This window comes from Microbulbifer taiwanensis, assembly GCF_014904815.1.
Taxonomy (GTDB): Bacteria; Pseudomonadota; Gammaproteobacteria; order Pseudomonadales; family Cellvibrionaceae; genus Microbulbifer; species Microbulbifer taiwanensis.
This window is the reverse complement of record NZ_JACZFR010000009.1, coordinates 94,002-117,229: the sequence shown is the minus strand read 5'-3', so window position 1 is coordinate 117,229 and position 23,228 is coordinate 94,002. Positions and strand designations below refer to the sequence as shown.

General features: G+C 60.8%; 21 protein-coding genes. 13 read left to right on the top strand and 8 right to left on the bottom strand.

The genetic code is table 11. From position 1 onward, the window contains the following. Window positions 1–78 precede the first annotated feature (78 nt). The 3 genes from IG627_RS03330 (at window position 79) to IG627_RS03320 (ending at window position 5,343) form a co-directional block, all read left to right on the top strand. A complete protein-coding gene (locus IG627_RS03330) occupies window positions 79–1,644 on the top strand; it encodes a sodium/sugar symporter (RefSeq protein ID WP_193189933.1) in 1,566 nt (521 codons plus the stop codon). A gap of 9 nt (window positions 1,645–1,653) precedes the next feature. Next, window positions 1,654–2,532 (top strand): SMP-30/gluconolactonase/LRE family protein, encoded by an 879-nt coding sequence (locus IG627_RS03325; RefSeq protein WP_193189931.1) that lies wholly within the window; start codon window positions 1,654–1,656, stop codon window positions 2,530–2,532. A 183-nt stretch (window positions 2,533–2,715) separates the two neighbouring features. After that, window positions 2,716–5,343 carry a metallophosphoesterase family protein gene (locus IG627_RS03320; RefSeq protein WP_193189929.1) on the top strand — a complete coding sequence of 876 codons (2,628 nt, stop codon included), beginning with the start codon at window positions 2,716–2,718 and terminating at the stop codon, window positions 5,341–5,343. A 67-nt stretch (window positions 5,344–5,410) separates the two neighbouring features. Here IG627_RS03320 and IG627_RS03315 read toward each other — a convergent pair whose 3' ends face one another. After that, window positions 5,411–6,067 carry a DUF6515 family protein gene (locus IG627_RS03315; protein ID WP_319024485.1) on the bottom strand — a complete coding sequence of 219 codons (657 nt, stop codon included), beginning with the start codon at window positions 6,065–6,067 and terminating at the stop codon, window positions 5,411–5,413. 156 nt (window positions 6,068–6,223) lie between these two features. On the opposite strand from IG627_RS03315, the gene IG627_RS03310 reads away from it, so the two are divergent. Together IG627_RS03310 and IG627_RS03305 are read left to right on the top strand one after the other, a co-directional pair. Beyond that, entirely contained in the window at window positions 6,224–7,033 is an 810-nt protein-coding gene (locus IG627_RS03310; protein WP_193189927.1) for a helix-turn-helix domain-containing protein, read from the top strand. A gap of 98 nt (window positions 7,034–7,131) precedes the next feature. Continuing rightward, the gene (locus IG627_RS03305) at window positions 7,132–7,461 is read left to right on the top strand and encodes a DUF1330 domain-containing protein (protein ID WP_193189925.1); all 330 of its coding nucleotides are present in this window, start codon (window positions 7,132–7,134) and stop codon (window positions 7,459–7,461) included. A gap of 33 nt (window positions 7,462–7,494) precedes the next feature. Here the strand turns inward: IG627_RS03305 and speB are convergent, their stop codons facing one another. The 5 genes from speB to IG627_RS03280 all read right to left on the bottom strand — a co-directional run bounded on the left by speB (window position 7,495) and on the right by IG627_RS03280 (window position 14,219). Further along, window positions 7,495–8,373 (bottom strand): agmatinase, encoded by an 879-nt coding sequence (gene speB, locus IG627_RS03300; RefSeq protein ID WP_193189923.1) that lies wholly within the window; start codon window positions 8,371–8,373, stop codon window positions 7,495–7,497. An 81-nt stretch (window positions 8,374–8,454) separates the two neighbouring features. Continuing rightward, window positions 8,455–9,702 (bottom strand): carboxynorspermidine decarboxylase, encoded by a 1,248-nt coding sequence (gene nspC, locus IG627_RS03295; RefSeq protein ID WP_193189921.1) that lies wholly within the window; start codon window positions 9,700–9,702, stop codon window positions 8,455–8,457. Between the two features lie 129 nt (window positions 9,703–9,831). Continuing rightward, the gene (locus tag IG627_RS03290) at window positions 9,832–11,025 is read right to left on the bottom strand and encodes a saccharopine dehydrogenase family protein (RefSeq protein WP_193189919.1); all 1,194 of its coding nucleotides are present in this window, start codon (window positions 11,023–11,025) and stop codon (window positions 9,832–9,834) included. Window positions 11,026–11,255: 230 nt separating this feature from the next. Beyond that, a complete protein-coding gene (gene speA / locus IG627_RS03285) occupies window positions 11,256–13,178 on the bottom strand; it encodes a biosynthetic arginine decarboxylase (RefSeq protein WP_193189917.1) in 1,923 nt (640 codons plus the stop codon). Window positions 13,179–13,457: 279 nt separating this feature from the next. Then, the gene (locus IG627_RS03280) at window positions 13,458–14,219 is read right to left on the bottom strand and encodes a DUF6515 family protein (protein WP_193189915.1); all 762 of its coding nucleotides are present in this window, start codon (window positions 14,217–14,219) and stop codon (window positions 13,458–13,460) included. A 283-nt stretch (window positions 14,220–14,502) separates the two neighbouring features. Between IG627_RS03280 and panC the strand changes: the two genes are divergently transcribed. Both panC and panD read left to right on the top strand, forming a co-directional pair. Then, window positions 14,503–15,351, top strand: a complete 849-nt coding sequence (gene panC, locus IG627_RS03275) for a pantoate--beta-alanine ligase (protein WP_193189913.1) — start codon at window positions 14,503–14,505, stop codon at window positions 15,349–15,351. A 13-nt stretch (window positions 15,352–15,364) separates the two neighbouring features. Next, the gene (gene panD / locus IG627_RS03270) at window positions 15,365–15,751 is read left to right on the top strand and encodes an aspartate 1-decarboxylase (protein WP_193189911.1); all 387 of its coding nucleotides are present in this window, start codon (window positions 15,365–15,367) and stop codon (window positions 15,749–15,751) included. Between the two features lie 109 nt (window positions 15,752–15,860). On the opposite strand, the gene IG627_RS03265 is transcribed toward panD, so the two are convergent. Continuing rightward, the gene (locus IG627_RS03265; RefSeq protein ID WP_193189909.1) at window positions 15,861–16,214 is read right to left on the bottom strand and encodes a cupin domain-containing protein; all 354 of its coding nucleotides are present in this window, start codon (window positions 16,212–16,214) and stop codon (window positions 15,861–15,863) included. 245 nt (window positions 16,215–16,459) lie between these two features. On the opposite strand from IG627_RS03265, the gene acs reads away from it, so the two are divergent. From acs to IG627_RS03235, 6 genes are all read left to right on the top strand, one after another. Next, complete coding sequence (acs, locus tag IG627_RS03260) at window positions 16,460–18,397, top strand: acetate--CoA ligase (RefSeq protein WP_193189906.1); 1,938 nt, start codon at window positions 16,460–16,462, stop codon at window positions 18,395–18,397. A 125-nt stretch (window positions 18,398–18,522) separates the two neighbouring features. Beyond that, on the top strand, window positions 18,523–19,410 hold the full coding sequence (locus IG627_RS03255) for a GNAT family N-acetyltransferase (protein WP_193189905.1): 888 nt from the start codon (window positions 18,523–18,525) through the stop codon (window positions 19,408–19,410). Further along, the gene (locus tag IG627_RS03250; RefSeq protein ID WP_193189903.1) at window positions 19,407–19,823 is read left to right on the top strand and encodes a hypothetical protein; all 417 of its coding nucleotides are present in this window, start codon (window positions 19,407–19,409) and stop codon (window positions 19,821–19,823) included. The genes IG627_RS03255 and IG627_RS03250 overlap by 4 nt, the downstream gene beginning before the upstream one ends. Further along, window positions 19,820–20,398 carry a GNAT family N-acetyltransferase gene (locus tag IG627_RS03245; RefSeq protein ID WP_193189901.1) on the top strand — a complete coding sequence of 193 codons (579 nt, stop codon included), beginning with the start codon at window positions 19,820–19,822 and terminating at the stop codon, window positions 20,396–20,398. The genes IG627_RS03250 and IG627_RS03245 overlap by 4 nt, the downstream gene beginning before the upstream one ends. A gap of 12 nt (window positions 20,399–20,410) precedes the next feature. Next, entirely contained in the window at window positions 20,411–20,914 is a 504-nt protein-coding gene (locus tag IG627_RS03240) for a DNA-deoxyinosine glycosylase (RefSeq protein WP_319024484.1), read from the top strand. Window positions 20,915–21,136: 222 nt separating this feature from the next. Beyond that, the gene (locus IG627_RS03235) at window positions 21,137–22,321 is read left to right on the top strand and encodes an alpha/beta hydrolase (protein ID WP_226864663.1); all 1,185 of its coding nucleotides are present in this window, start codon (window positions 21,137–21,139) and stop codon (window positions 22,319–22,321) included. Here the strand turns inward: IG627_RS03235 and IG627_RS03230 are convergent. Continuing rightward, on the bottom strand, window positions 22,318–23,223 hold the full coding sequence (locus tag IG627_RS03230) for a LysR family transcriptional regulator (RefSeq protein WP_193189899.1): 906 nt from the start codon (window positions 23,221–23,223) through the stop codon (window positions 22,318–22,320). The two genes, IG627_RS03235 and IG627_RS03230, sit on opposite strands and share 4 nt — an antisense overlap. Window positions 23,224–23,228: the final 5 nt, after the last annotated feature.

Sequence of the window (23,228 nt, the reverse complement as noted above, 5' to 3'; positions counted from 1 at the left end):
AGGGCAGATAATAGCCTGTGGAATTTGCCGGAAATCCCGCTCCGATAATCGTCCGGGGATTACTATAAGGAGGGGGCAGTGAACCTTTCAGTAATTGATCTCGTTGTTATCTGCGTCTACGTGCTGGTTCTGGCGGCCGTGGCGCTGCACGTGTCCCGCGAAAGGACGGGGCACGAGAAGAGTACCAATGATTATTTTCTTGCCGGCAACAGCCTCCCCTGGTGGGCTATTGGCGCTTCCCTGATCGCGGCGAATATTTCTGCGGAGCAGATCATCGGTATGTCCGGATCCGGCTACGTCATCGGGCTCGGCATTGCCTCCTATGAATGGATGGCGGCAATCACGTTGATTATCGTCGGCAAATACTTTCTGCCGGTTTTTCTCAAGCAAAAGATATATACGATGCCCCAGTTTCTGGAGCAGCGCTACGATCATCGGGTACGCAACATCATGGCGATCTTCTGGTTGGGCGTTTACGTATTCGTGAATCTGACCTCGGTACTCTGGCTGGGGGCATTGGCGATTGAGACGGTGACCGGGGTGGAGCCGGTGTACGGGATGCTGTTCCTGGGAGCTTTCGCCGCAGGCTATTCCCTCTACGGCGGTCTCAAGGCGGTAGCCCTGACCGATATCATCCAGGTGGTGGTACTGGTGGCGGGCGGCCTGCTGATGTCTTATATCTGCCTGGACCTGATCGGCGATGGTCGGGGAATTTTTGCCGGCTTTACCGAACTCACCGGTCGGTTGCCGGAAAAATTTGACATGATCCTGAGTCCCGAAAATCCCCACTATATCGATCTGCCGGGAATTTCGGTGCTGGTGGGAGGCCTGTGGGTGATGAACATTTCCTACTGGGGCTTCAACCAGTACATAGTGCAGCGCATACTGGCAGCCAAGGACCTGCGCGAGGGGCAGAGGGGTATCGCCTTCGCCGCCTTTTTGAAATTGCTGATGCCGCTGATTGTGGTACTGCCGGGTATTGCCGCGGTAGTACTGATGCCGGGTCTGGAGCGCTCAGACCAGGCCTACCCGGCACTGATAGAACTTATGCCCGTCGGTATCAAGGGACTGGTATTTGCCGCAGTGGTGGCCGCCATCGTCTCCTCCCTGGGCTCGATGATGAACAGTATCTCCACGATTTTCACCATGGACCTCTATGCCTTCTATCGCCGTGACAGGGTTCAGTCCCACTATGTTGCCGTCGGTCGCGGGGCAAGCCTGGCCGCGCTCCTGCTGGCGACGGTCTGCGCCGGACCGCTGCTGGGCAGTTTCGACCAGGCCTTCCAGTACATCCAGGAATTCACCGGCTTCTTTACGCCGGGTATTGCCGTGATGTTCCTGTTGGGAATCTTCTGGAAACGGGCCACTGCAGTCTCGGCGCTGGTAGCAGCCGTCGGCTCGGCGGTGCTGTCGCTGCTGTTCAAGCTGCTACTGCCGGAAATGCCGTTTATGGACCGGGTGGGTTGGGTCTTCGCTCTCTGCCTGGGTATGGCCGTGATCGCGGCGTTACTGGGTAGCAGGCCCGGGGCACAGGTCAATTCGGTGACACTTGGCGAGGTGGATTTCTCCACCGGGCGCGACTACAACCTGGCGGGTACGGGTGTGGCGCTCATTCTGTTGGGTCTCTATGTCACCTGGTGGTGAGGGTGGGAAATGCAGTTTGAACTGATGGACTCTATACCCGTCCACAATCTTCTCGGCGAGGGAATTGTGTGGAATCACCGCAGCGGCTGTGCCTGGTGGACAGACATCCATGGTTGCCGCATTTATCGCTATAGGCTCGCAGACAGGTCACTGGCGACCTGGCCCACGCCGGAGCGGCTGGGTTGTTTCGGCTTTGTTGACGGCGACGAGCAGATAGTCGCCGCATTCGCGTCCGGTATTGCCCTCTTCCGGCCCCAGACCGGTGAGCGGCAGTGGCTGTGGCGCCCGGAGGAAGGGGGCACCGGCAACCGCTTCAACGATGGTCGCGTGGATCGCCAGGGGCGCTTCTGGGCCGGCACCATGGTTGAGGATGAATCCCGCAGCACTCGACCGGCGGGCCTCTATTGCCTGCATTCGCGCGCGTGCCGATTGCGAGAGCTCAGAATATCCAATGGGCTCTGCTGGAGCCCGGACTCCAGCCGGATGTATCACGCCGACTCGGCGCGCCGGCAGATCTCCGTCTACGATTTCGATCCCGATACCGGCCGCGTCGCAAACGGGCGGCCATTTGCGCGTACTGCGGACAGCGCCTGCCCGGACGGTGCCACGGTAGATGCACAAGGCTATCTGTGGAGCGCCCACTGGGGTGGCTCACGTATCGTGCGTTACGCGCCCGATGGCAGTGAAGATACCCTGCTGCATCTGCCGGTCAGCCAGCCCAGTTGTGTGGCTTTCGGTGGCAGGGACTTCAACCTGCTGTTCGTCACCAGCGCACGGGAGGGATTGTCGACACAGCAGCTGCGCAGCCAGCCCCACAGTGGAAATCTGCTGATCTACCGCACGCCCTATCGCGGTCTGCCGGAGAGCTTTGCGACGCCACTCGGCTGATTTCGGGGCCTACGCGTTCAAGTTACCTTGCGCCCCGACTTCTGCGTGCCGGGTCACATTTTTTGTCCGGAGTCAGGCAATAGGTGACGATTTAACGTCAGGGACATATAAAGTTCATCGAACCTCTCTAAGCTCCTACCGGTATTTGATACTGGTCTAGACCAATATAAGGAGCCTGAGCCGATGAATTTGAAAGCCATAAGATCCCGATCGCTGTCTCCGCTGTTGTTTGCTTTATTTCTCTGTACTCCGCTGGCCTCCGCCAGCCCGGGTTTCCTGGTGAACCCCTACCTGCAATCGCCGTCTGCCGACAGCATGACGGTGATGTTCGAGTCCCACGACAACAACTTCAGTGTGCACTATCGCGCGCTGGGGCAGGGCAATTTCCAGCAGTTGCCGGCGTCCAATGTCAGCGGCAGCAGCACCGTCTTCCAGGCGCAGATCGACGGCCTGGTATCCAGTAGCAACTACGAGTATTTCGTGCGTTCGGAAAACGGCGATACGCCGGTGTACCGCTTCCGCACCTGGCCCGCCGCCGGCGACGCCGTGGACGATTTCAAGTTTATCGTGCTGAGCGACACCCAGGGCGACTGGCCCGAGCGTTTTCAGGACATAGTGCGGAACGGTTTGATCGGCGTGGAGTGCGGCGGCGATGTAAATCGCTGCCCGGAGAATATTGCGGCCATAGTGATTCCCGGCGACCTGGTCACCAGCGGCGGTATTGTCAGTCAGTGGCGCAACGAGTTCTTCGCCATGGCCAGGAATATCAGCCCCTATGTGCCGCTGATCCCCTCGATCGGCAACCACGATTACAACATCAGCAACTACCTGAAGTATTTCAAACTGCCGGAAAATGGCACTGCCGGTTACCTGGAACAGTGGTATTACATCGACTATGCCAACCTGCGCCTGATCGGTCTCAATTCCAATACCAGCCTGGGTGAGGCCATGCACAACGCCCAGGGGCAGTGGCTCGACAGCCTGCTCGCGGGTACGGCGCAGAGCAGCGCCATCGACTATGTGTTTTTCCAGTTGCACCACCCGTGCAAGTCGGAGCTGTGGCTGCCCGGCGAAAACCCGGTTACCTGTGATTTCGTGCAGAGAGTGGAGGACTTCTCCGCGCAGACGGGCACCATCACTGGCCACCTGTTCGGCCACACCCACGCCTATTCCCGCGGCCAGTCGCGGGATGTGAAACACCTGTGGCTGAACGCCGCCACCAGCGCTGGCGATATCGATTTCTGGGGCGAATACGCCCAGCGCGACTACGACGAATTCCAGAAGAGCTACGACGAGTACGGCTACTCGGCACTGACTTTCAGTGCGCAGGGCGCGCCGGGTGTACATGTGCAGCGGCGCAGTGGCGGTGACGACCGGGATTATTACGGCTACAGCGATGCCAGTTCCCGCGACGACTTCGTGATTGGTGGCGCCAACACTGCACCCAATGCGCCGGTGGCCCAGGCACCCAGCGGGCAGATCGACGATGTTGCGGTCGAGCTGCAGGCCGGCGCCTTCGGCGATGTGGACGGCGACAGCCACCTGGCCAGCCACTGGCAGGTCAGCACGGCTGCGGGCGACTACAGCAATCCGGTCGTCGATATCTGGGGCAACAAGACGCGCAGCGAGAACATCTGGTATGAGATGAATATCCAGCAGGGCGTGGATATCACCCGCTATACCGTCGGCGGCCTGGCGGGCAACACCACCTACTTCTGGCGCGTGCGCTACCGCGACGAGCACTGGGAATGGTCGGACTGGTCGCAGGAAATGCAATTCACGACACCGAACCTGCAGGAGACCGGCAACCTGGTGGCCAACCCCGGCGCCGAGAGCGGCATCGGTGGCTGGACGGTGGAGCAGGGCAATCTGGAGTCCTTGACCCAGGGCGAGTGCAATGGTGTCAGCCCCAATAGCGGCAGCCGCTACTTTTCCATCGGCGGCCTGTGCAGCGAGTCCGCCCAGGCCAGGGCGCGCCAGCGTATCGACCTGGCCTCATACCGCGACGCCATTGCCGGTGGTGATGTGAGCGCCAGCTTCGGCGCCTATATGCGCAACTGGAGCGGCAGCGACCTGCCGGAAATCTACCTGGAATTCCTCGACCAGCAGCAGAATGTAATCGGTAGCAGCGAAGTCATCAGCTCTGCGACCACCAGTTGGACAGGGGTATCGGATGCAGAGCGGGTGCCTGAAAACACCCATGCGATAGACCTGTGGATACGCGGCACGCGCAACAACGGCAGCGACAACGACTCGTATATCGACGATATCCGCCTGACACTGCTGTTGCCAGACGACGGTGGCAGTGCGCCACAGATCCCCAGCGACAACCTGCTGGCCAACCCGGGCGCGGAGCAGGGCACCGACCACTGGCAGGTGTTGAGCGGTTACCTGGAGAGTCTGGCCAGCGGCGAGTGCAACGGTGTATCACCGCACAGCGGCAGCCGCTACTTTGCCGTCGGCGCCCTGTGCGATGAGGCCGCTGTGGCCGAAGCGATGCAGAATGTGGATGTCAGCGCCTACGCCGCGGCGATAGATGCCGGGCTGCGGGTGGAGTACGCGGGCTATATGCGCAACTGGAATGGCAATGACGTGCCGGAGATCTTCGTGGTCTTCATCGATGCCGGCGGCCAGGTGCTGGACAGCACTTCCGCCATTTCCAATGTCGGCACCAGCTTCGCGCTGCGCAGCAATACCGTCGATATACCCGCCGGCACCCGCAGCCTGGAATTCCACCTGCGCGGTACACGCAATCGCGGCACCGACAACGATTCCTACCTGGACGATCTGTCGCTGAGACTGGTGCAGTAGGGACAGGTAGGCGGATCGCGGGCGTCCGCCGTTGGCCGCGATCCGTATTGGGCTGAGAAGCAGGTCTCTAGATCTGCACCACCACATAGACCTCGCGCCCGTCCCGCTGGGTGGGCATAAAGTAATCGCTGCCGTAGCGGTAGTACTGCACGCCATTGATGACTTCCGCTGTGTAGCCGGTGGGCAGGGATTCCAGCACCTGACCGGGGGCATAGCCCGAGGAGGCTGCCGGACCCACTGGAGCCGCCGGAGCCGCTGCCACGGGTGCTCCCGCCGGTGGCGGCACTACCACATAGGCGCGGTTGGCCGGCCGCCACTGGTAGTAAGCACTCCCGTACTGGTAGTAGGTAAAGCCGCCGATCTGAACCTGCACGGCACTGGCCGGCAGGGATACCACCGAGGCGCCCAGCGGCGCGGATACGACCACATAACCGGACGGCGCTGGGCGGTAGAAGTAGCCGCCGTGGTAGTAGTAGGGGCGATTACCCACTGCCAGGCTCATGTATCCGGCCGGCAGTATCGGCGCGACAAAGCCGATGGAAACACGCGGACCCCAATAGCGGGGCCCGCGGTGGTGGTGCCTGTGCCAGTGTTTGTAGGGGCGATGGTAGCCGTGCCCCCCGCGTTCGTAGCCGCGCGGTGAGGCGTCGGCCGGGGGACTGAAGGCAAATGCCGCCAGCGCCAGCAGGCCGACGGCGCCCATCAGGGCTTTTAAGGTCTTCACAACTTCTCCAGCGAAGTGATTACTTACATAGGTTAAATTTTAACCCCTGCCTGTGGTCCTTTGCCACGGCTTCGCGTTAAGAATTGTGAACCTCGGGGAATATAAATAGGCCGTTCTGCGATAGACGGCAGTTGGCACTGGCGCTATCTTGCGCCGATGGAGAAGGAAAACCCATCGGTCGGGGACCTGGTGCGCCAGTGGCGCCTGCGTCGACGCCTTAGTCAACTGGCCTTCGCCTGCGAGGCGGATATCTCGGCCAAACACCTGTGCTTTGTCGAAACCGGGCGCGCCAGGCCGAGCCGCGACATGCTGCTGCACCTGTGCGAGCACCTGGGGGTGCCCATTCGCGAGCGCAACCGCTTCCTGGTCGCCGCCGGCTATGCGCCGGCCTACCCGGAGCGCCCCTTGGACGACGCGGCGCTGGCCGCCGCGCGCCAGGCGGTGGAAAAGGTACTGGCTGGTCACGAACCCTATCCGGCACTGGCGGTGGACCGGCACTGGAACCTGGTCAGCGCCAATCGCGCGCTGCAGTCGCTGTTGGTCGGCGTGGCGCCGGAGCTGTTGCAGCCCCCGGTCAATGTGCTGCGCCTCAGCCTGCACCCGCGGGGCCTGGCCCCCAAAATCGAGAACCTGCCTCAGTGGCGCACGCATCTGCTGTCGCGCCTGCGCCAGCAGCGGGATGCCAGTGCCGATCCGGTGCTGTCGGAACTGCTGCGGGAGCTGCTGGAACTGCCGCAACCCGATAGCGCGGAGCCGCCCGATCTCGAGACCGATATCGTCGTGCCCCTGCGGCTGGCCAGCGACTCCGGTCCTCTGTCCCTGATCAGCACTACCACGGTATTCGGCACGCCGGTGGATGTGACCCTGTCCGAACTGGCGATAGAGGCATTTTTCCCCGCCGATACCGCCACCGCGAACCTGCTGCATTCCCTGCGCAAGGTGGATTCCACCGCCACTCCGACTTGAATGGGCCGTCACTTACCGCAGTGGTAATCGACGCAACTGCTTCCCGCGGCTATGTTGCGCTTATTCGCTCGATAAACTGACAGACACAGGGAGGCACCATGCCCGCTTATGCCATAGGACACCTGCACAATGTGAAAATGGGAGAGGAAATCGTCGAGTACCTGCGCGAGATCGACGCCACCCTGGCGCCCTACGGCGGGCGCTTCCTGGTACACGGGGGGCCGTATGAACCCCTGGAGGGAGACTGGGGCGGCGACCTGATCATCATCGAGTTTCCCGACATGGTCGGCGCCAGGCGCTGGTACGAATCGGCGGCCTATCAGGAGATACTGCCGCTGCGCAGGCGCAACAGCGACGGCGATGTGATACTGATCGACGGTGTATCGGCGGCCCACAGGGCCATCGATATATTGGAGCGCGCCGTGTAGGGGATGTGGCGCAGCCCCAGCGTTGGCGTCGGACTAAGCCTTTCTATTGCGTTGCACTATGCCCATCAGCTTGTACAGCAGCTGGGCGGCGGCGAAGTCGTAGGCGTGGAAGCCCTCAATGGGGGCAAATTCCAGCAGGTCGAAGCCGATGATCTCGCGCTGCCTGGCTACCGACTCGAACAGGTTCAGGGTCTGGTACCAGCCCAGGCCGCCGGGCACCGGGGTGCCGGTGGAGGGAAAGACGGACGGGTCCATGCCGTCGATATCCAGCGTGAAGAACACCTTGCTGGGGAAGTCTTCCGGCAGCTCGAACTCCTGCACATTGGTCGGTACCAGCTGGTGGGCGTCCAGGTAGTGGACGCCGTACTTGTCCCGCGCGCCCATCTCCTCCTCGCAGTAGGCGCGGATACCGAGCTGGAACAGCGGTATGCCCGCCTCTACCACCAGGCGCATGACGCTGGCGTGGCTGTGCTTCTGGCCCTCGTAGCGATCGCGCAGGTCCGCGTGGGCGTCGATCTGCACCACGCCGAAGTCCTCGATACCCGCGTCCAGGTATCCCTTGATCACACCCCAGGTCACCGAGTGCTCGCCGCCGATGCCCACCGGCATCTTGCCCTGCTCCAGTACCTCGCGGGTGGCCGCGGCGATATTGTCCATCACCTGCTCGGGTGTGCCGGACACGTTGACCGGGCTGCGGGTGTAGATGCCCAGTTCGCTTGGGTAGGAGAAATTGTCGTAGGTCTCCAGTTGCCAGGAGGCCTCGAGGATTGCCCCCGGACCCTTGCCGGTGCCGCCGCCGTAGGAGACGGTTTCCTCGTAGGGGATGGGCACTATATGGAAGAGCGCCTCCTCCGGCTTCGGCTGTTCGATTTCGGAGCCGAGGAAGATGGGGTAGTCGTTTTCTGAAAGCATATTTGATGTCTCGTTGCCGGGCTTTTGTGCCCTAGGGTGCGCCGTGCGCACCATTGAGCTGATCGGTGCGCACGGCACACCCTACGCGCAGCCGTCTTCTTCTTCTCCGGTACTTCGCCCGAGGTTTTTCCAGTCTTTGCCGGACAGGCGGTTCTTGAAATCCTCGTAGCCAAATTCTCTTACGATTTTCAGTTCGTCGGTTCTGGAATTCCACAGGGCGATGGCCGGCAGCGGAATGCCGTTGAAGGTGTTGGTCTTGACCATGGTGTAGTAGGCCATTTCCTCAAACACCAGCCGGTCGCCAACCCTGAGCGGGTCGTTGAAGCTGTAGTCGCCGATACTGTCCCCGGCCAGACAGCTCTGGCCGCCGAGGCGGTAGTCGTGCGGCAGTTCGCCGGGGCGGGCGGCGCCGGTGATTTCCGGGCGGTAGGGCATCTCCAGCACATCCGGCATATGACAGGTGGCGGACGCATCGAGTATGGCCTGGTTCTGGCCGTTCCAGCTGATGTCCACCACCTCGGCCACCAGTACGCCGGCGAATAGGGAGATCGCCTCACCGGGCTCCAGGTAGACCTGCACCTGGTGCTTATCGGAGAAGGCGCGCACCGCGTTTACCAGCTCGTCCACCTGGTAGTCACAGCGGGTGATATGGTGGCCGCCGCCGAAGTTGATCCATTCCATCTGCGGGATCAAATCGCCGAATTTCTCCTCCACCGCGGCGATGGTGCGCTCCAGCGGTTTGAAATCCTGCTCGCATAACGTGTGGAAGTGCAGGCCGCTGATACCGTCCAGGTCCTCGCCGTCGAACAGCGAGCGCACGATTCCGAGGCGCGAGCAGGGGGCGCAGGGATCGTAGAGTTCCGTGTGTCCCTCGGAGTGCTCGGGATTGATACGCAGGCCGAAGCGCAGTTCCGGTCTGTCTTTCTGGGCCTGTAGGCACTGGCCTTTGAAGCGCTTCCACTGGGAGAAGGAATTGAAAATCACATGGTGGGCGAACTGCAGTATCTCCTTCAGTTCGCTTTCCTTGTAGCCGGCGCTGAAGACATGCACCTCTTTACCATCGCGGCCGCCGTACTCCTCGTAACCCAGTTTCGCCTCGTGCAGGCCGCTGGCACAGGTGCCGGACAGGTACTCGGCAACGATGGGGCCGGTGCTCCACATCGAAAAAGCCTTCAGCGCGGCCAGCACCTTTGCGCCGCTGCGTTGCTGCACGTCGGCCAGCACCGCCAGGTTGTCGCGTAGGGCCCGCTCGTCGACGACGAAGCAGGGGGAGGGGACGCGGGTCGGATCGAAGTTGCCGAAGTAGTCTATTCGCGGAGTCAGGTCCATAGGCTTGAATGCGGTGTGGTGTGTTTGCGGTTAGGTGTCAGCTGGCTCCCGCCCTGCGCGGGGATGACGACTTTCTTCGAAACTATCGTCACGCCGGCGCAGGCCGGTGTCCAGAACAATGCCCGGCGATTACTGGAACGGCTTGTCCAGCCAGGTCTCCTGCCACGGCAGGCCGTACTGATTCAGGTCGTGCATAAAGGGGTCCGGATCCAGCTGTTCCATATTCCACACGCCCGGCTTCATCCACTTGCCTTCCATCATCATCTTGGCGCCGATCATCGCCGGCACACCGGTGGTGTAGGAGATGGCCTGGGACTGCACCTCCTTGTAGCACGCCTGGTGGTCGCAGATGTTGTAGACGTAGTAGATTTTCTCCTCGCCATTCTTGGTGCCGCGGATGATATTGCCGATACAGGTTTTGCCCTTGGTCAGCGGGCCCAGGCTGGCCGGATCCGGCAGCAGTTCCTTCAGGAACTGGATCGGCACTATCTCCTGCCCCTGGAACTCTACTGGCTCGATACTGGTCATACCGACATTCTGCAGTACCTCCAGGTGCTTGAGGTAGCTGGCACCGAAGGTCATCCAGAAGCGCGCGCGCTCGATTTCCGGATAGTGCTTGGACAGGGATTCCAGCTCCTCGTGGTAGAGCAGGTAGATGTCCTTTTCGCCTATGCCCTCGGGAAAGCTGAAAACGCGTTTCTCTTCCATCGGCTTGGTGGTGATCCACTCGCCGTTTTCCCAGTAGCGGCCGTTGGCAGTAATCTCGCGGATATTGATTTCCGGGTTGAAATTGGTCGCGAAGGGCAGGCCGTGATCACCGGCATTGCAGTCGAGAATGTCGAGCGTCTTGATGCGGTCGAAGTGGTGCTTCTTGGCGTAGGCGGTGAACACACTGGTCACGCCGGGGTCGAAACCGCTGCCGAGCAGTGCCATCAGGCCGGCCTTCTCGAACTTGTCCTGGTAGGCCCATTGCCACTTGTACTCGAACTTGGCCTCTTCCGGCGGCTCGTAGTTGGCGGTATCCAGATAGTGCACGCCGGTTTCCAGGCAGGCATCCATGATATGCAGGTCCTGGTAGGGCAGGGCGACGTTGATCACCATGTCCGGCTTGACCTTCTCGATCAGTTTCACCAGTTGCGGCACATTGTCCGCGTCCACCTCGGCGGTATCGATCTTGCGCGGCAGCATGGCGGCGATCTTGTCGCACTTGCTCTTGGTGCGGCTGGCGAGGGTGATATTCTCGAACACCTCCTCGACCTGGGCGCACTTGTGCGCAACCACCTGGCCGACGCCGCCGGCGCCGATAATCAGTACATTGGCCATGAAAATCTCCTTATGTGAGTAGCCACCTACCTCATGCCAGTAAGAAAGGCCGGTGGCGGCCCTGCTGCCGGTGGAAGTTTGCGGGACACGCTGTGAATACATCCCTGTACGCTCTCCACGGCCATCCATGGCCGCAGAAGGTCCCGCAAACTTCCCCCGACATCAGGGCCTTCGCATCAGACTTCAATATTCTTTTCGATTATTGAACCTTATTTCTCGAAAACGCCACGCTATTTTTCGAAATAGGTATAACCACTCATGCTGGCGGTATAGGTATGCAGTATCTGCTTGCGCTGCTGCGCAGTGATCCTGCCTTCCTTTACCGCGCGTTCCGCCAGCTTGCGGAAGCGCTCGAACAGTTCCTGCGGCCGGTACTCCACATAGCTCAGCACATCGGAAATACTGTCGCCGTGAATTTCGCGGCTGTAGTCGAAGCTGCCGTCGTCGTGGATGCGCACGCTGACCACGTTGGTGTCGCCGAACAGGTTGTGCAGGTCGCCCAGTGTCTCCTGGTAGGCGCCGACCAGGAAGGTGCCGAGAATATAGTCTTCTTCGTCCTTCAGGTCGTGCAGCAAGAGTGTCTTCTGCTCCTCCTGGCGGCCGATAAAGCGGTCTATCTTACCGTCGCAGTCACAGGTGATGTCGGCGATGATCGCCGAGCGGGTTGGCGCCTCGTCCAGCCGGTGAATTGGCGCCAGCGGGAACACCTGGTCTATGGCCCAGATATCCGGCAGCGACTGGAACACACTCATGTTCGCATAGTAAATGTCCGACAATACTTCCGGCAGCGCCTGCAGGTCTACCGGTACTTCTTCCGCCTCGTCGAGCAGTTTGCGGATCTGCTGGGCGCCTTGCAGGAAGAGGTTTTCCGCATTGGCGCGCTCGCGCAGGCTGACCTGGCCGTGCAGGTAGAGGGAGCGGACTTCGTCGCGATAGTAGAGAGCGTCGTTGTAGCTCTCCTGCAGGTTTTTCGCGCTGATGCTGTTCACCGCGTCCTGCAGGTTCAACAGCATCTGGTGGTCGCCCTCGGCGATTTTTGTGTGCTCCAGTTCCACCGGTTCAAAGCGGGTGGTATCGAGTATGTCGAACAGCAGCACGGATGAGTAGGCGACAGTGGCGCGGCCGGATTCGGTGATGATCACCGGGTGGGCGACGCCCTCGCTGTCCAGCGTGCCCATGATGGCCTCGACCACGTCCACACAGTACTCGTCCAGGGAGTAGTTCTTGGAATGGGTGTAGTTGGTCTTGGAGCCGTCGTAGTCCACCGCCAGGCCGCCGCCCAGGTCCAGGTAGCCCATGGCCGCGCCTTCCTCGACCAGGTCGGCATAGTAGCGGCAGGCCTCCAGCACACCGGTGCGGATATCGCGGATGTTCGGCACCTGGGAGCCCAGGTGGTAGTGCAGCAGCTTCAGGCAGTCGAGCATATCGTGGTGGCGCAACTGGTCGACCATCGCGATCAGGTCATTGCTGCCGAGGCCGAAGATGCTGCGGTCGCCGCTGGTGGCATTCCAGTAGCCACCGACTTTCGATGCCAGCTTGACCCGTGCGCCAATGTTGGGGCGCACCTGTTCGCGCTCGGCGCAGCGGATAATCGTCTCGACTTCCGACGGCGTTTCGACGACGAAGAAGATCTGCATGCCCAGGCGCTGTGCCTGCAGGCCCAGGTTGATAAATTCCTCGTCCTTGTAGCCGTTGCAGACGATCAGGGATTCGGTGTTGTCGAGAACCGACAGTGCCGCAATCAGCTCCGCCTTGCTGCCCGCTTCGAGGCCGTGGTTGAAGCGGCGACCGGCACTGGCAATCTCCTCGATCACCTGGCATTGCTGGTTCACCTTGATCGGGAATACGCCGCGAAACACATTGCCGTAGCCGCAGTCCTCTATCGCGCGGGCGAAGGACTGGTTGATGCGCGCTATCTGTGCATCCAGCAGGTTTTCGATACGCAACAGCAGCGGCAGGCCCAGGCCGCGTTCGGTGGCGCCGCGGGCGATATCCATCAGCGAAACACTGTGGCTTTCGCCGGCGGAGTTTTCCACGCGAACGGTGATTTCGCCGGTATCATTCAGATCGAAATAACCGGCGCCCCAGTTGCGGATTCCATAGAGTTCCGCTGAGTCTTCGCAAGTCCAGTCTTGTACTTGTTGCTGTTTCATGGCGCCTGTTCAATTGCCTGTATTTGCTGTCAGTGGCGGGGCGCGAATCTTGGGCCCAGTCGGGGCGGAAAGCAATAACTATAGATAAGAAAATCACCATTTTTTAGCGGGTAAAAATTAAATATTAATTCGGTTTCTGGTGCCAGCTTACCGTACCCTTTTTAGTTGAGTTTTTATTCAGCTTTTTGGCTCTTGGTTACAGGTTAATGTGGTGGTTTCTAGGGCAAAAAAAAGCGGCCCCGGGGGCCGCTGAAGTAGGGGTCGTATGGAGTGGTGGAATCAATAGAAGCCCGGGTTGGCGACTACGCGGTAGCCGCTGATGGGGCCGTCCCACAGGTAATAGGTGTCGTAGGCCACGTAGTAATTCAGTCCGCCGAAAACCACGGTGACCGCTGAGCCGGGCAGGCTGTGTACTATGGCGCCGACCGGGGGTTGTGCCACGACATAGCCGTGGCTGTGGGGGCGGTAGAAGATGCCGTCGCTATAGTAGAAGCCCAGGGCGCCGACACTGATGCGCACGAAGTTGCGCGGCAGGTGCCTCCAGCGATAGCCGTAGCCGTAATGGGCCGGGCGCCAGCGCGGCTTGTGGTGGCGGTAGCCGGGGCGGTAACGGGGCCAGTGCGGCTTGTGATGCGGGCGGCGGTGGCCCCAGTTGTGGCCGTGCTTGTGCCCCTTCCTGTAGCCCTGCTTGTAACCCCGCTTGTAGCCTTTGTCGTAGCCGTGCTTGCGCTTGTGATGGCGGTCGCGGTCGCCGCGATGGTCCCGATCGCGGCCGTGCTGCTTGTCGCGCCCCTTGTGGTGATCCCGGTCGCGTCCCTTGTGGTGTTTCCGATCGCCTCGGTGATCCGGGCGGTGTTTGCCCCCGCGATCGCGTCCGTCCTCGCGGTTTCTGTTGCGCTCGCGGTTGTAAGCCTTGCGAAATGCCGAGCCGGTAATATCGGAGTCCTGCTTGCCGCGATAGCTGTGGCGGTCGTCAGCCAGTACCGGCCCGGTGACCAGCAGCAGGCCGGCAGCGGCGATGGCGGTGATAATCTGTTTCATAAAGACTTTCTCCCGTGCCGCAGGGCGGCCTCTCGTACTGTGGGAGCCATTCTGCGGCTTGGGGACTGAATCCATCCTGAACCGCTATCGATTCGTCTGTTGGGCTTCGCTTGGGTTGAAAACCGAAAGATTCTTCTGGTTTTCTGGCTTTGACTGCAGATCGCGACCTGTTAGCCGCTTTATTGACGAAGTTAGCCCGTCGAGTGTCCTCCGGCGATATTGTCGCCCGCTACCCCAGAGAGTATGATGCCGCGCTGATTCAGTCACAGCGGTAGCAATCGCGATGCAAGTCTTCCACCACGTGGCCAGCCTGCGCGAGGCGCTGGCAAAGGCCCGCAGCGACGGCAAGACCGTCGGTTTCGTGCCCACCATGGGCAACCTGCACGACGCCCATATCGAGCTGGTCAAGATCGCCCAGCAGCACTGTGACCTGGTGGTGGTGTCCATCTTTGTCAACCGGCTGCAGTTCGGCCTCAACGAGGACTGGGACAAGTACCCGCGCACCATGGAGCGGGATATGGCGAAGCTGCGCGAGGCGGACTGCGACTTTCTCTTCCACCCGGACGAGAGCGAGATCTACCCCAACGGTATGGACCAGCAGACACGGGTGGTCTGCCCGGCGATGACCGATGTGCTCTGTGGCGCCAGTCGCCCGGGTCACTTCGAGGGGGTCACCACCGTAGTGGCGAAGCTGTTCAATATCGTGCAGCCGCAAAAAGCGGTGTTCGGCATCAAGGACTTCCAGCAGCTGGCAGTGATCCGCCGCATGGTCGAGGACCTGTGTATCCCTGTGGAGATAGTCGCCGCGCCGGTACACCGCGAGGAGGATGGCCTGGCGATGAGCTCGCGCAACAGCTACATCAGCGAGCAGGAACGTCCCAGGGTGGCGGTACTGAACCAGTCGCTGAATTGGGTCAAGGGCGAAATAGAGGGCGGTCGCCGGGATTTCGCCGCGCTGGAAGGTGAGGCAAAGAAACGTATTGAAAAGTCCGGCTTCCGCGTCGACTACTTCTCCATCTGCAACAGCAAGGACCTGCAGCCGGCCGCCGACGACGACAGCCAGATCACGATTCTCGGTGCCATCTACACCGGCGCCGCGCGCCTGATCGACAACGTATCCCTGGAACTCTGACGGGAGGGGAAACATGCAAATCGAAATGCTGAAATGCAAACTGCATATGGCAGCGGTGACCCAGGCCGAACTCTGGTACGACGGCTCCTGTGCGATCGATGAAGACCTGGTGGAGCTGGCCGGCCTGCGCGAGTTCGAGAAGATCGATATCTATAACGTCAGCAACGGCGAGCGCTTCCACACCTATGTGATACTGGCCGAACGCGGCTCCGGCATCATCTCGATGAACGGTGCCGCCGCTCGCCGGGTACAGGTGGGTGACCGCATCATCATCGCCTCCTATGCGCAGATGACGGAAGCGGAGGCAGACGCCTTCAAACCGAAGCTGGTCTACCTGGATGAGAAAAACCGCGTCGAGCGCAGCACCAACACGATTCCGGTGCAGTTGGCCGAGGCTTAAGATTCAGTAGAAGCGCCACCCTACACCCTGTAGGAGCGGCCCATGGCCGCGATCGGACTGTCGGACACGCCCGAAATCGATCGCGGCCATGGGCCGCTCCTACAAAAAATCACTCCTCGTAGATAGCATAAAATTTCTTCACGCTGCCAATGGTCTCCCAACTGCCCTCAAAGCCCGCCGGAATACAGAAAGCATCCCCGGCCACGACCCGCTCACTGTGACCCTCGGCGTCGGTAATCACCGCCTCGCCGTCGATGATGTAGCAGAACTCATCCTCGCTGTAGCTCAGCTTCCATTTACCGGCGTCCGACGACCAGACGCCGCAGAAGAAATTCTCCCTGGCGTTGGTAAAGAAGTGCTCGGTCATCTGCCGAGGGTTGCCCGCCAGCAGCTTCTCCTCGGCCACAGGTCCCTTTTCGACCTGACCCCGGCCCTCGACGATGCGCAACAGTTTTTTCGACATATTCGTTCTCCGCAAAATGTGATCACATTTTGTCATTGTGCCAGTCCCGCCCGGAATTGACACGCAATTAGTCCCTTTGGAGGTGGAAGCCGCTCGTCCCCGGGCTATGATGGCCAGCTAGGATTGGCAGCTACGCTGGTTGACAGCGTTGTCATCAATTGTCCGGCAGTGTTATAACTGGTCGACCATCGCCGCCTTCAGTTCGGTTGAAGGTTGGCCGGATAATACTAATAAGGGAGAAAACGATGTCAGAAGTGCATACCCGCCCCGTGCCCGCAGACTTTGCCGCCGACGCACACATCCGTGCGGAGGACTACCAGAAGATGTACCGCCAGTCGGTCGAGGACCCGGATGCCTTCTGGGCCCAGCAGGCCAAGGATTTCCTGCAGTGGGAGAAGCCGTTCACCCAGGTGATCGAGGAGGACCTGAAGCGCGGCCACGCGGCCTGGTTCGCCGATGGCCAGCTGAACGTGACCGTCAACTGTATCGACCGCCACCTGCCGACCCGCGCCGGGCAGACGGCGTTGATCTGGGAGGGAGATGATCCCGCCGAAAGCGAGGCAATCACCTACGGCCAGTTGCACGAAAACGTCTGCCGCCTGGCCAACCTTCTGAAAACCCGCGGCGTCAGGAAAGGCGACCGTGTCTGTATCTATATGCCGATGATTCCCGAGGCCGCCTACGCAATGCTGGCCTGTGCGCGTATCGGCGCCGTGCACTCGGTGGTGTTCGGCGGCTTCTCCCCGGACTCGCTGAAAGACCGCATCCTCGATTCCGACTGCCGCCTGGTGATCACCGCCGATGAGGGCGTTCGCGGTGGCAGGAAGGTGCCGCTGAAGGCGAATGTCGACCAGGCCCTGGCCAGTTGCCCGGACGTGCACACCGCCATAGTGGTCAAGCGCACCGGCGCCAATATCGATTGGGACAGCAAGCGCGACATCTGGTACGCCGAATCGGTCGCCGAGATGAAACCCGAGTGCGCCCCGGAGCCGATGAGCGCCGAGGACCCGCTGTTTATCCTCTATACGTCCGGCTCCACCGGCAAACCCAAGGGTGTACAGCACACCACTGCCGGCTACCTGTTGATGGCCGCCATGACCTTCAAGTATGCCTTCGACTACAAGGAAGGCGATGTCTTCTGGTGCACCGCCGATGTCGGTTGGATCACCGGCCACAGCTATATCGTCTACGGCCCGCTCTGCGCCGGCGCCATCAGCCTGATGTTCGAGGGTGTGCCCACCTACCCGGACGCCTCCCGCTGCTGGCAGGTGGTCGACAAGCACAAGGTCAATATCTTCTACACGGCGCCGACCGCTATCCGTGCACTGATGGGCGCCGGCGACGAATACGTGACGAGAACCGACCGCAGCTCGCTGAAACTGCTCGGCACCGTCGGCGAACCCATCAACCCGGAGGCCTGGGAGTGGTACTTCAAGGTGGTCGGCGAGGAGCGCTGCCCGATCGTCGACACCTGGTGGCAGACGGAGACGGGCGCGCACCTGATCACGCCGCTGCCCGGCGCCACGCCGCTGAAACCCGGTTCCGCCACCTTCCCCTTCTTCGGCGTGCAGCCGGCACTGCTGGACGAGAAGGGCAGGGAAATCGAGGGCGAGGGTGAGGGCGCGCTGGTAATGAAATCCAGCTGGCCGTCGATGATCCGCAGCGTCTACGGCGACCACCAGCGCATGATCGACACCTACTTCTCCACCTTCCCCGGCTACTACTTCACCGGCGACGGTGCCCGCCGCGACGCCGACGGCTACTATTGGATCACCGGCCGCATCGACGACGTGCTGAACGTGTCCGGCCACCGCCTCGGCACCGCCGAGATCGAGAGCGCGATAGTGCTGCACGAGGATACCGCCGAGGCCGCCGTGGTCGGCTACCCCCACGATATCAAGGGGCAGGGCATCTACGCCTATGTCACCCTGAAGCACGGCCACGAGCCGAGCGAGGAGTTGCGCCAGGCACTGATCGATCTGTGCGTGAAAGAAATAGGTCCGATTGCCAAGCCGGACATTATCCAGTGGGCCCCGGGGCTACCGAAAACCCGCTCCGGCAAGATTATGCGCCGCATACTGCGCAAGATCGCCTGCAACGAGCTGGACACCCTCGGCGATACCTCGACGCTGGCGGATCCGTCGGTGGTGGAAGAGCTGATCGAGCATCGCGCCAATCGCTGATTGTATTCGAAAACCTTTACTTTGAGCCGGGCACTGCCCGGCTTTTTTGTGTAGTGAAATCCCGTACTATTGGAAGCGGGCTGTACATGAGCAGCCAGTTTGTTGCAGAGCGGAAAGAGGGAGCTATGACGGATGTAACTTATCGGGGCGGCTGCCACTGCGGCGCCATCAGATTCGAGGCGAAGGGCGCGCCGAAATTCGTCGCGCGCTGCCATTGCGACAGCTGCCGGCGCACCACCGGCGGTGCCTTTTCGACCTGGGTAGGATTCGAAGATCCGCAGGTTGAGTGGCTCTCAGACGCAGATTGCTATTGCAGCTCGGAAGGCGTCAGGCGCGGATTCTGCAAACAGTGCGGTACGCCGCTTAGCTACCAGAGCGATAAATGGGTCGGGGAAACCCATTTCCTGATCGGTGTTTTCGATGAGCCGTACCAGTTTGTACCGAGCGGCGATGTATTCACGGAGGAGGCGCTGCCCTGGTGCCACGGCGGCGGGCATATGCAGCTGCGAGCCGCCAGTCCCGCCGACCTGAATCTGCTGCGCCATTGGGATGAGCAGCGCCATGTGATCGCCGCTGACCCGAACGACGACTGGGGTTGGGAGGAGGAGCTCCACCGCACCCCGGAATGGCGCGAGTTACTGATCGCCGAGCTGGACGGCCGCCCGATCGGCTTTATGCAGATTATCGACCCGGCCCTGGAGGACAGCCACTACTGGGGTGATGTGGCGGACAACCTGCGCGCTGTCGATATCTGGATCGGCGAGGCGGCGGATCTGGGCCGCGGTTACGGCACAACCATGATGCAGTTGGCGCTGGAAAGATGTTTTGCGCATGCAGAGGTTACGGCGGTGCTGATAGATCCGTTGGCCACTAATACTCGCGCGCACCGGTTTTACGAGCGGCTGGGCTTCCGGTTTGTCGAGCGCAGGCAGTTTGGCGACGATGACTGCTTTGTCTATCGCCTGGAGCGCGCGGGCTGGCAGCGCGATGGATTTGAAGGAACAGCGTCTTGAACGAACAGCAGTATCTCTGCGAACACTACCGATTTAACGCAGAGCAGCGCCTGAAAGGCTTCAACTTTTTTGTCATCCTGTCGATGTTTGCCGAGGGCGGTATCTTCACTGCGGTCGAGAAGGGCTTCCACCCGCTGAGCCTGGCGCTGCTCGGCGGCTTCGTCGTGATAATTTCGGCGGTGTTCTGGCTGGTGGACGCGCGCAGCCGCGAGCTGTTGAGTCTCGCGGTTCCGGGCCTGAAGCGGCTGGAAAAGGATTTACCCGAGAGCAGCCGTATCTATTCCCGCGACAGTGCACAGAAGGGCACTGTGGTCCGCTATACCTTCGCGATTCGCGCACTGCTGTTCGGGCAATTTATTTTCGGTGCCGGAGTTGCCTGCTACGGCCTGTATCACTGGATAATGGCGCGATGAATCCCGACAACCTGGGCGCTCGATTGCCTGCACTGTGCGAAGACGGCCTGGTATTGCGCTGGTTGACCACAGTGGACCTGCCGGCATTGATGGCAATCTTCGCCGATGTCCGGGTTGTGCGCTATATGGCGACCGAGCCGTTGGACACAGAGGCGGCGGCAAGCCAGTACCTGCTGTCCATCCACGAGGGGTTTCTCGCAGGCAGCCTATACCAGTGGGGTATAGAATTGGATGGCGAGATTATTGGCACCTGTACCCTGGCGGCTGTCGACCGGCATAACCGCCGTGCGGATATCGGCTTTGCCCTGGGGCGGAAATACTGGGGGCGGGGCCTGATACTGCGCGCATTGCCGGCGGTTATCGAGTTCGCGTTCCGGCGCTTGCGGCTGCACCGTATCGGCGCCGACGCAGACCCGCGCAACGCCGCATCCATCCGCGTGCTGGAGAAACTCGGTTTCCGGCGCGAGGGGCTACTGCGCGAATGCTATTTTCATCTGGGCGAGATCCAGGACGCGTTGCTTTTCGGCCTGCTCGAGCGCGACTGGGACGCGTCCGAGTACTGCCACCGCGGCTGATGGTGCCTTTCCGTGACCACCGTACACAGTTTTGAGCCGATAGCCACCGCCGACGCGACGCGCCTGGTTCTCGGTTCCATGCCCGGTGTCGCCTCGCTGCGGGCGCGGCAGTACTACGCGCACCCGCGCAATGCCTTCTGGAACATCATCGAACAGCTGCTGAGTCTGGATTCCGGGCTCAGCTACGAGCGGCGCTGTGCCGCATTGACAGAAAATCGCATTGCGCTCTGGGATGTGCTGAAAACCTGCACCCGTTCCGGCAGCATGGATTCGGCCATCGTCGACTCGTCGATAGTGCCGAATGACTTCGTCGCCTTTCTCAATACCCATCCGAAAATCGCCCGTATCTATTTCAACGGCGTCAAGGCGGAGCAGATGTACAAGCGGTATGTGCTCATCGAACTGCCGCGGGAATTTTCCGCTATTCCCACCCAGAGACTGCCATCTACCAGCCCGGCGAACACAACACACAGTTTTGCTGAGAAACTCTCACACTGGCGCAGGGTTGCCGAGTGAGGAGTGTCCCGGTTCACGCAACAGTCTGTCGTACGCAGGAAATTTATCTTCGGCTGCCAACGATGCTTCTTGCCCCGGAAGAGCGTAGGCGCTCCTTGTCGGTAGGCGCTTATGACCTGTCGCATGTGTCCTGTGCATAAGCATTATTACCCGCCCGCACTGTACAGGTGGCTCCCGTTGTTCCTAAAGTGATCCATTGATAGGTTTACAGGGTTTCCGGCATTGATTCAGTTTGTATCGCACATAAGTCCCACCGGCTGGGTTGTCGCCGTCGTGCTCTACGTCGGCTCCGGGTTTTTACATGGCACCGATGCCGCGACGCGGGAAAATCCATCCGCTCTGGGCGGGTTTGACCAATACCGGTTGGAAATACGGGGTCAACTGGCGCAGCAGCGCCGTTTCCAGAGCGATGATATCGAGACAGAGATCGAACGCAATTTGCCCGCCGAGTGGCGGCCGGATACTGGCACGGGTAAGGGTGTTATCCTGGTGCATGGCTTGGGGGATTCCCCCTGGTCTTTCCGCGATATAGGTCCACTGCTTGCCGGGCGCGGCTTCCTCGTCAGGACCCTGCTGCTGCCGGGGCACGGCACAAAGCCGGAGGACCTGATGTCGCCGGACTTCCGCGACTGGCAACAATTGGTGGAGGATCAGGTCGCGCTGTTGAAAGAAGAGGTAGAGCAGATTTATCTCGGCGGCTTCTCCACCGGCGCCAATCTGGTAACTGAGTATGCATTGGGTGATCCGTCGGTGCAGGGCCTGCTGCTCTTCTCGCCGGCATTCAAATCAGACAGCGCTCTGGACTGGGTGACACCGATATTGAGCTGGTTCCGGCCTTGGCTGATGGAGCCGGACGACAGCCGCCCGCACCAGTCGGAAGTGCGCTATATGAATACGCCGACCAACGGGTTTGCACTCTATTACAAGAGCAGCCGCGCAGTCAGGAATGCATTGGCCAGGCGGCGCTTCGACAAGCCGGCGCTACTGGTGGTTACCGAGCACGATTCGGTGGTGGATGTTGCCAGCATCCGCGAGATATTCGAGCGGCGATTCGGCCATCCGGCAAGCCGCATGATCTGGTATGGCGAACTGGCCGCGGGAGAGCAGCAGGACAGGCGTATTCTCGTGCGCAGCGATTCCCTGCCCGAGCAGAATATCAGCCAGTTCTCCCATATGAGCGTGCTCTTCTCTCCGCGGAATCCGCTCTATGGAATCGGCGCCGATCAGCGGATCTGCTGGAATGGACAGTCGCCGGAAGATTATGCCAGTTGCCTGGCTGGAGAACAGGTCTGGTATTCCGCCTGGGGTTACCGCGAATCTGGCAAGGTGCATGCACGCCTGACCTACAACCCCTATTTCGACTGGCAGCTAGAGGTAATGGACTCCGTACTCGCCGCGGCAAATTAAATTCTTCTGCCGAGATTGGTAAACAGGCTCCGCAGCCATCGGTGTGCGGGATCCTCGGCAGATCTAGGGTGCCAGCCCATCACATAGTCGAAGGGTGCCAGCTCCAGCGGCGCATCAATAGTGAATAGATCGTTGTTTGCCGAATAGCAACTTGCAATGCGGCGCGGCACAGTCGCAATCAGATTGGTGTGCGCCACGGCGCTGATCGCTGCGGAGAAATATGGAACCCGCAGACCCACGGTACGCGCTGCTCCCAGCTCGACCAGTTTGTCTTCCACCAGCGTCTGCTGGCCGCCGAGTAGATCCACGACGATATGGGGATAGCGCAGATAGTCGTCCAGGGTCAGCGGCCTGCCGGCCAACGCGTGCTCCGCCGACATTACGCAGACGAAGTCCTCGCGAAACAGCACTTCGGAAACCAGCGGCTCCGGCGCCGCATCGACCCAGAGCACCAGATCCAGTCGACCCTGGACGCAGTCCTCGAAGGCACTGTCGCGCCAGGCGGAGATATCCAGCGTTATGCCCGGTGCCTCACCGTAGAGGCGTTCGCTCAGCTGCGCGCCCATGACGACGGTTGCGTAGTCGGTGCAGGCGATACGGAAAGTTTCATCCGCGATTGAAGGGTCGAATACCGGGCCGCGTAGCAGTGTGTTGATCCGCGGCAGCAACTGGTCCAGCTCTGTCTGGATTTTGCGCGCCCGCGCAGTGGGTTCGTAGCCGTCTTTGGTGCGTACCAGCAGTTCGTCGTGGAAGGTCTCCCTCAGCCGCTGCAGCATTCGGCTCATGGCCGGCTGGCTCAGGTGGAAACGCTCGGCGGCGCGGGATACCGAACGCTCCTCCAGTAGCACTGAAAGGCCGAGCAGCAGGTTCAGGTCCGATTGGCGAATATGTGTATAGCGCATGGATG

Bases quoted from the DNA above. Each gene is read 5' to 3' on its own strand.
- IG627_RS03265 (WP_193189909.1), bottom strand. From the start codon at position 16,214: ATGTCGAAAAAACTGTTGCGCATCGTCGAGGGCCGGGGTCAGGTCGAA.
- speA (WP_193189917.1), bottom strand. From the start codon at position 13,178: ATGAAACAGCAACAAGTACAAGACTGGACTTGCGAAGACTCAGCGGAA.
- IG627_RS03310 (WP_193189927.1), top strand. From the start codon at position 6,224: ATGGAGAAGGAAAACCCATCGGTCGGGGACCTGGTGCGCCAGTGGCGC.
- panD (WP_193189911.1), top strand. From the start codon at position 15,365: ATGCAAATCGAAATGCTGAAATGCAAACTGCATATGGCAGCGGTGACC.
- IG627_RS03255 (WP_193189905.1), top strand. From the start codon at position 18,523: ATGACGGATGTAACTTATCGGGGCGGCTGCCACTGCGGCGCCATCAGA.
- nspC (WP_193189921.1), bottom strand. From the start codon at position 9,702: ATGGACCTGACTCCGCGAATAGACTACTTCGGCAACTTCGATCCGACC.
- IG627_RS03320 (WP_193189929.1), top strand. From the start codon at position 2,716: ATGAATTTGAAAGCCATAAGATCCCGATCGCTGTCTCCGCTGTTGTTT.
- IG627_RS03245 (WP_193189901.1), top strand. From the start codon at position 19,820: ATGAATCCCGACAACCTGGGCGCTCGATTGCCTGCACTGTGCGAAGAC.
- IG627_RS03305 (WP_193189925.1), top strand. From the start codon at position 7,132: ATGCCCGCTTATGCCATAGGACACCTGCACAATGTGAAAATGGGAGAG.
- panC (WP_193189913.1), top strand. From the start codon at position 14,503: ATGCAAGTCTTCCACCACGTGGCCAGCCTGCGCGAGGCGCTGGCAAAG.
- IG627_RS03325 (WP_193189931.1), top strand. From the start codon at position 1,654: ATGCAGTTTGAACTGATGGACTCTATACCCGTCCACAATCTTCTCGGC.
- IG627_RS03230 (WP_193189899.1), bottom strand. From the start codon at position 23,223: ATGCGCTATACACATATTCGCCAATCGGACCTGAACCTGCTGCTCGGC.
- IG627_RS03290 (WP_193189919.1), bottom strand. From the start codon at position 11,025: ATGGCCAATGTACTGATTATCGGCGCCGGCGGCGTCGGCCAGGTGGTT.
- acs (WP_193189906.1), top strand. From the start codon at position 16,460: ATGTCAGAAGTGCATACCCGCCCCGTGCCCGCAGACTTTGCCGCCGAC.
- speB (WP_193189923.1), bottom strand. From the start codon at position 8,373: ATGCTTTCAGAAAACGACTACCCCATCTTCCTCGGCTCCGAAATCGAA.
- IG627_RS03280 (WP_193189915.1), bottom strand. From the start codon at position 14,219: ATGAAACAGATTATCACCGCCATCGCCGCTGCCGGCCTGCTGCTGGTC.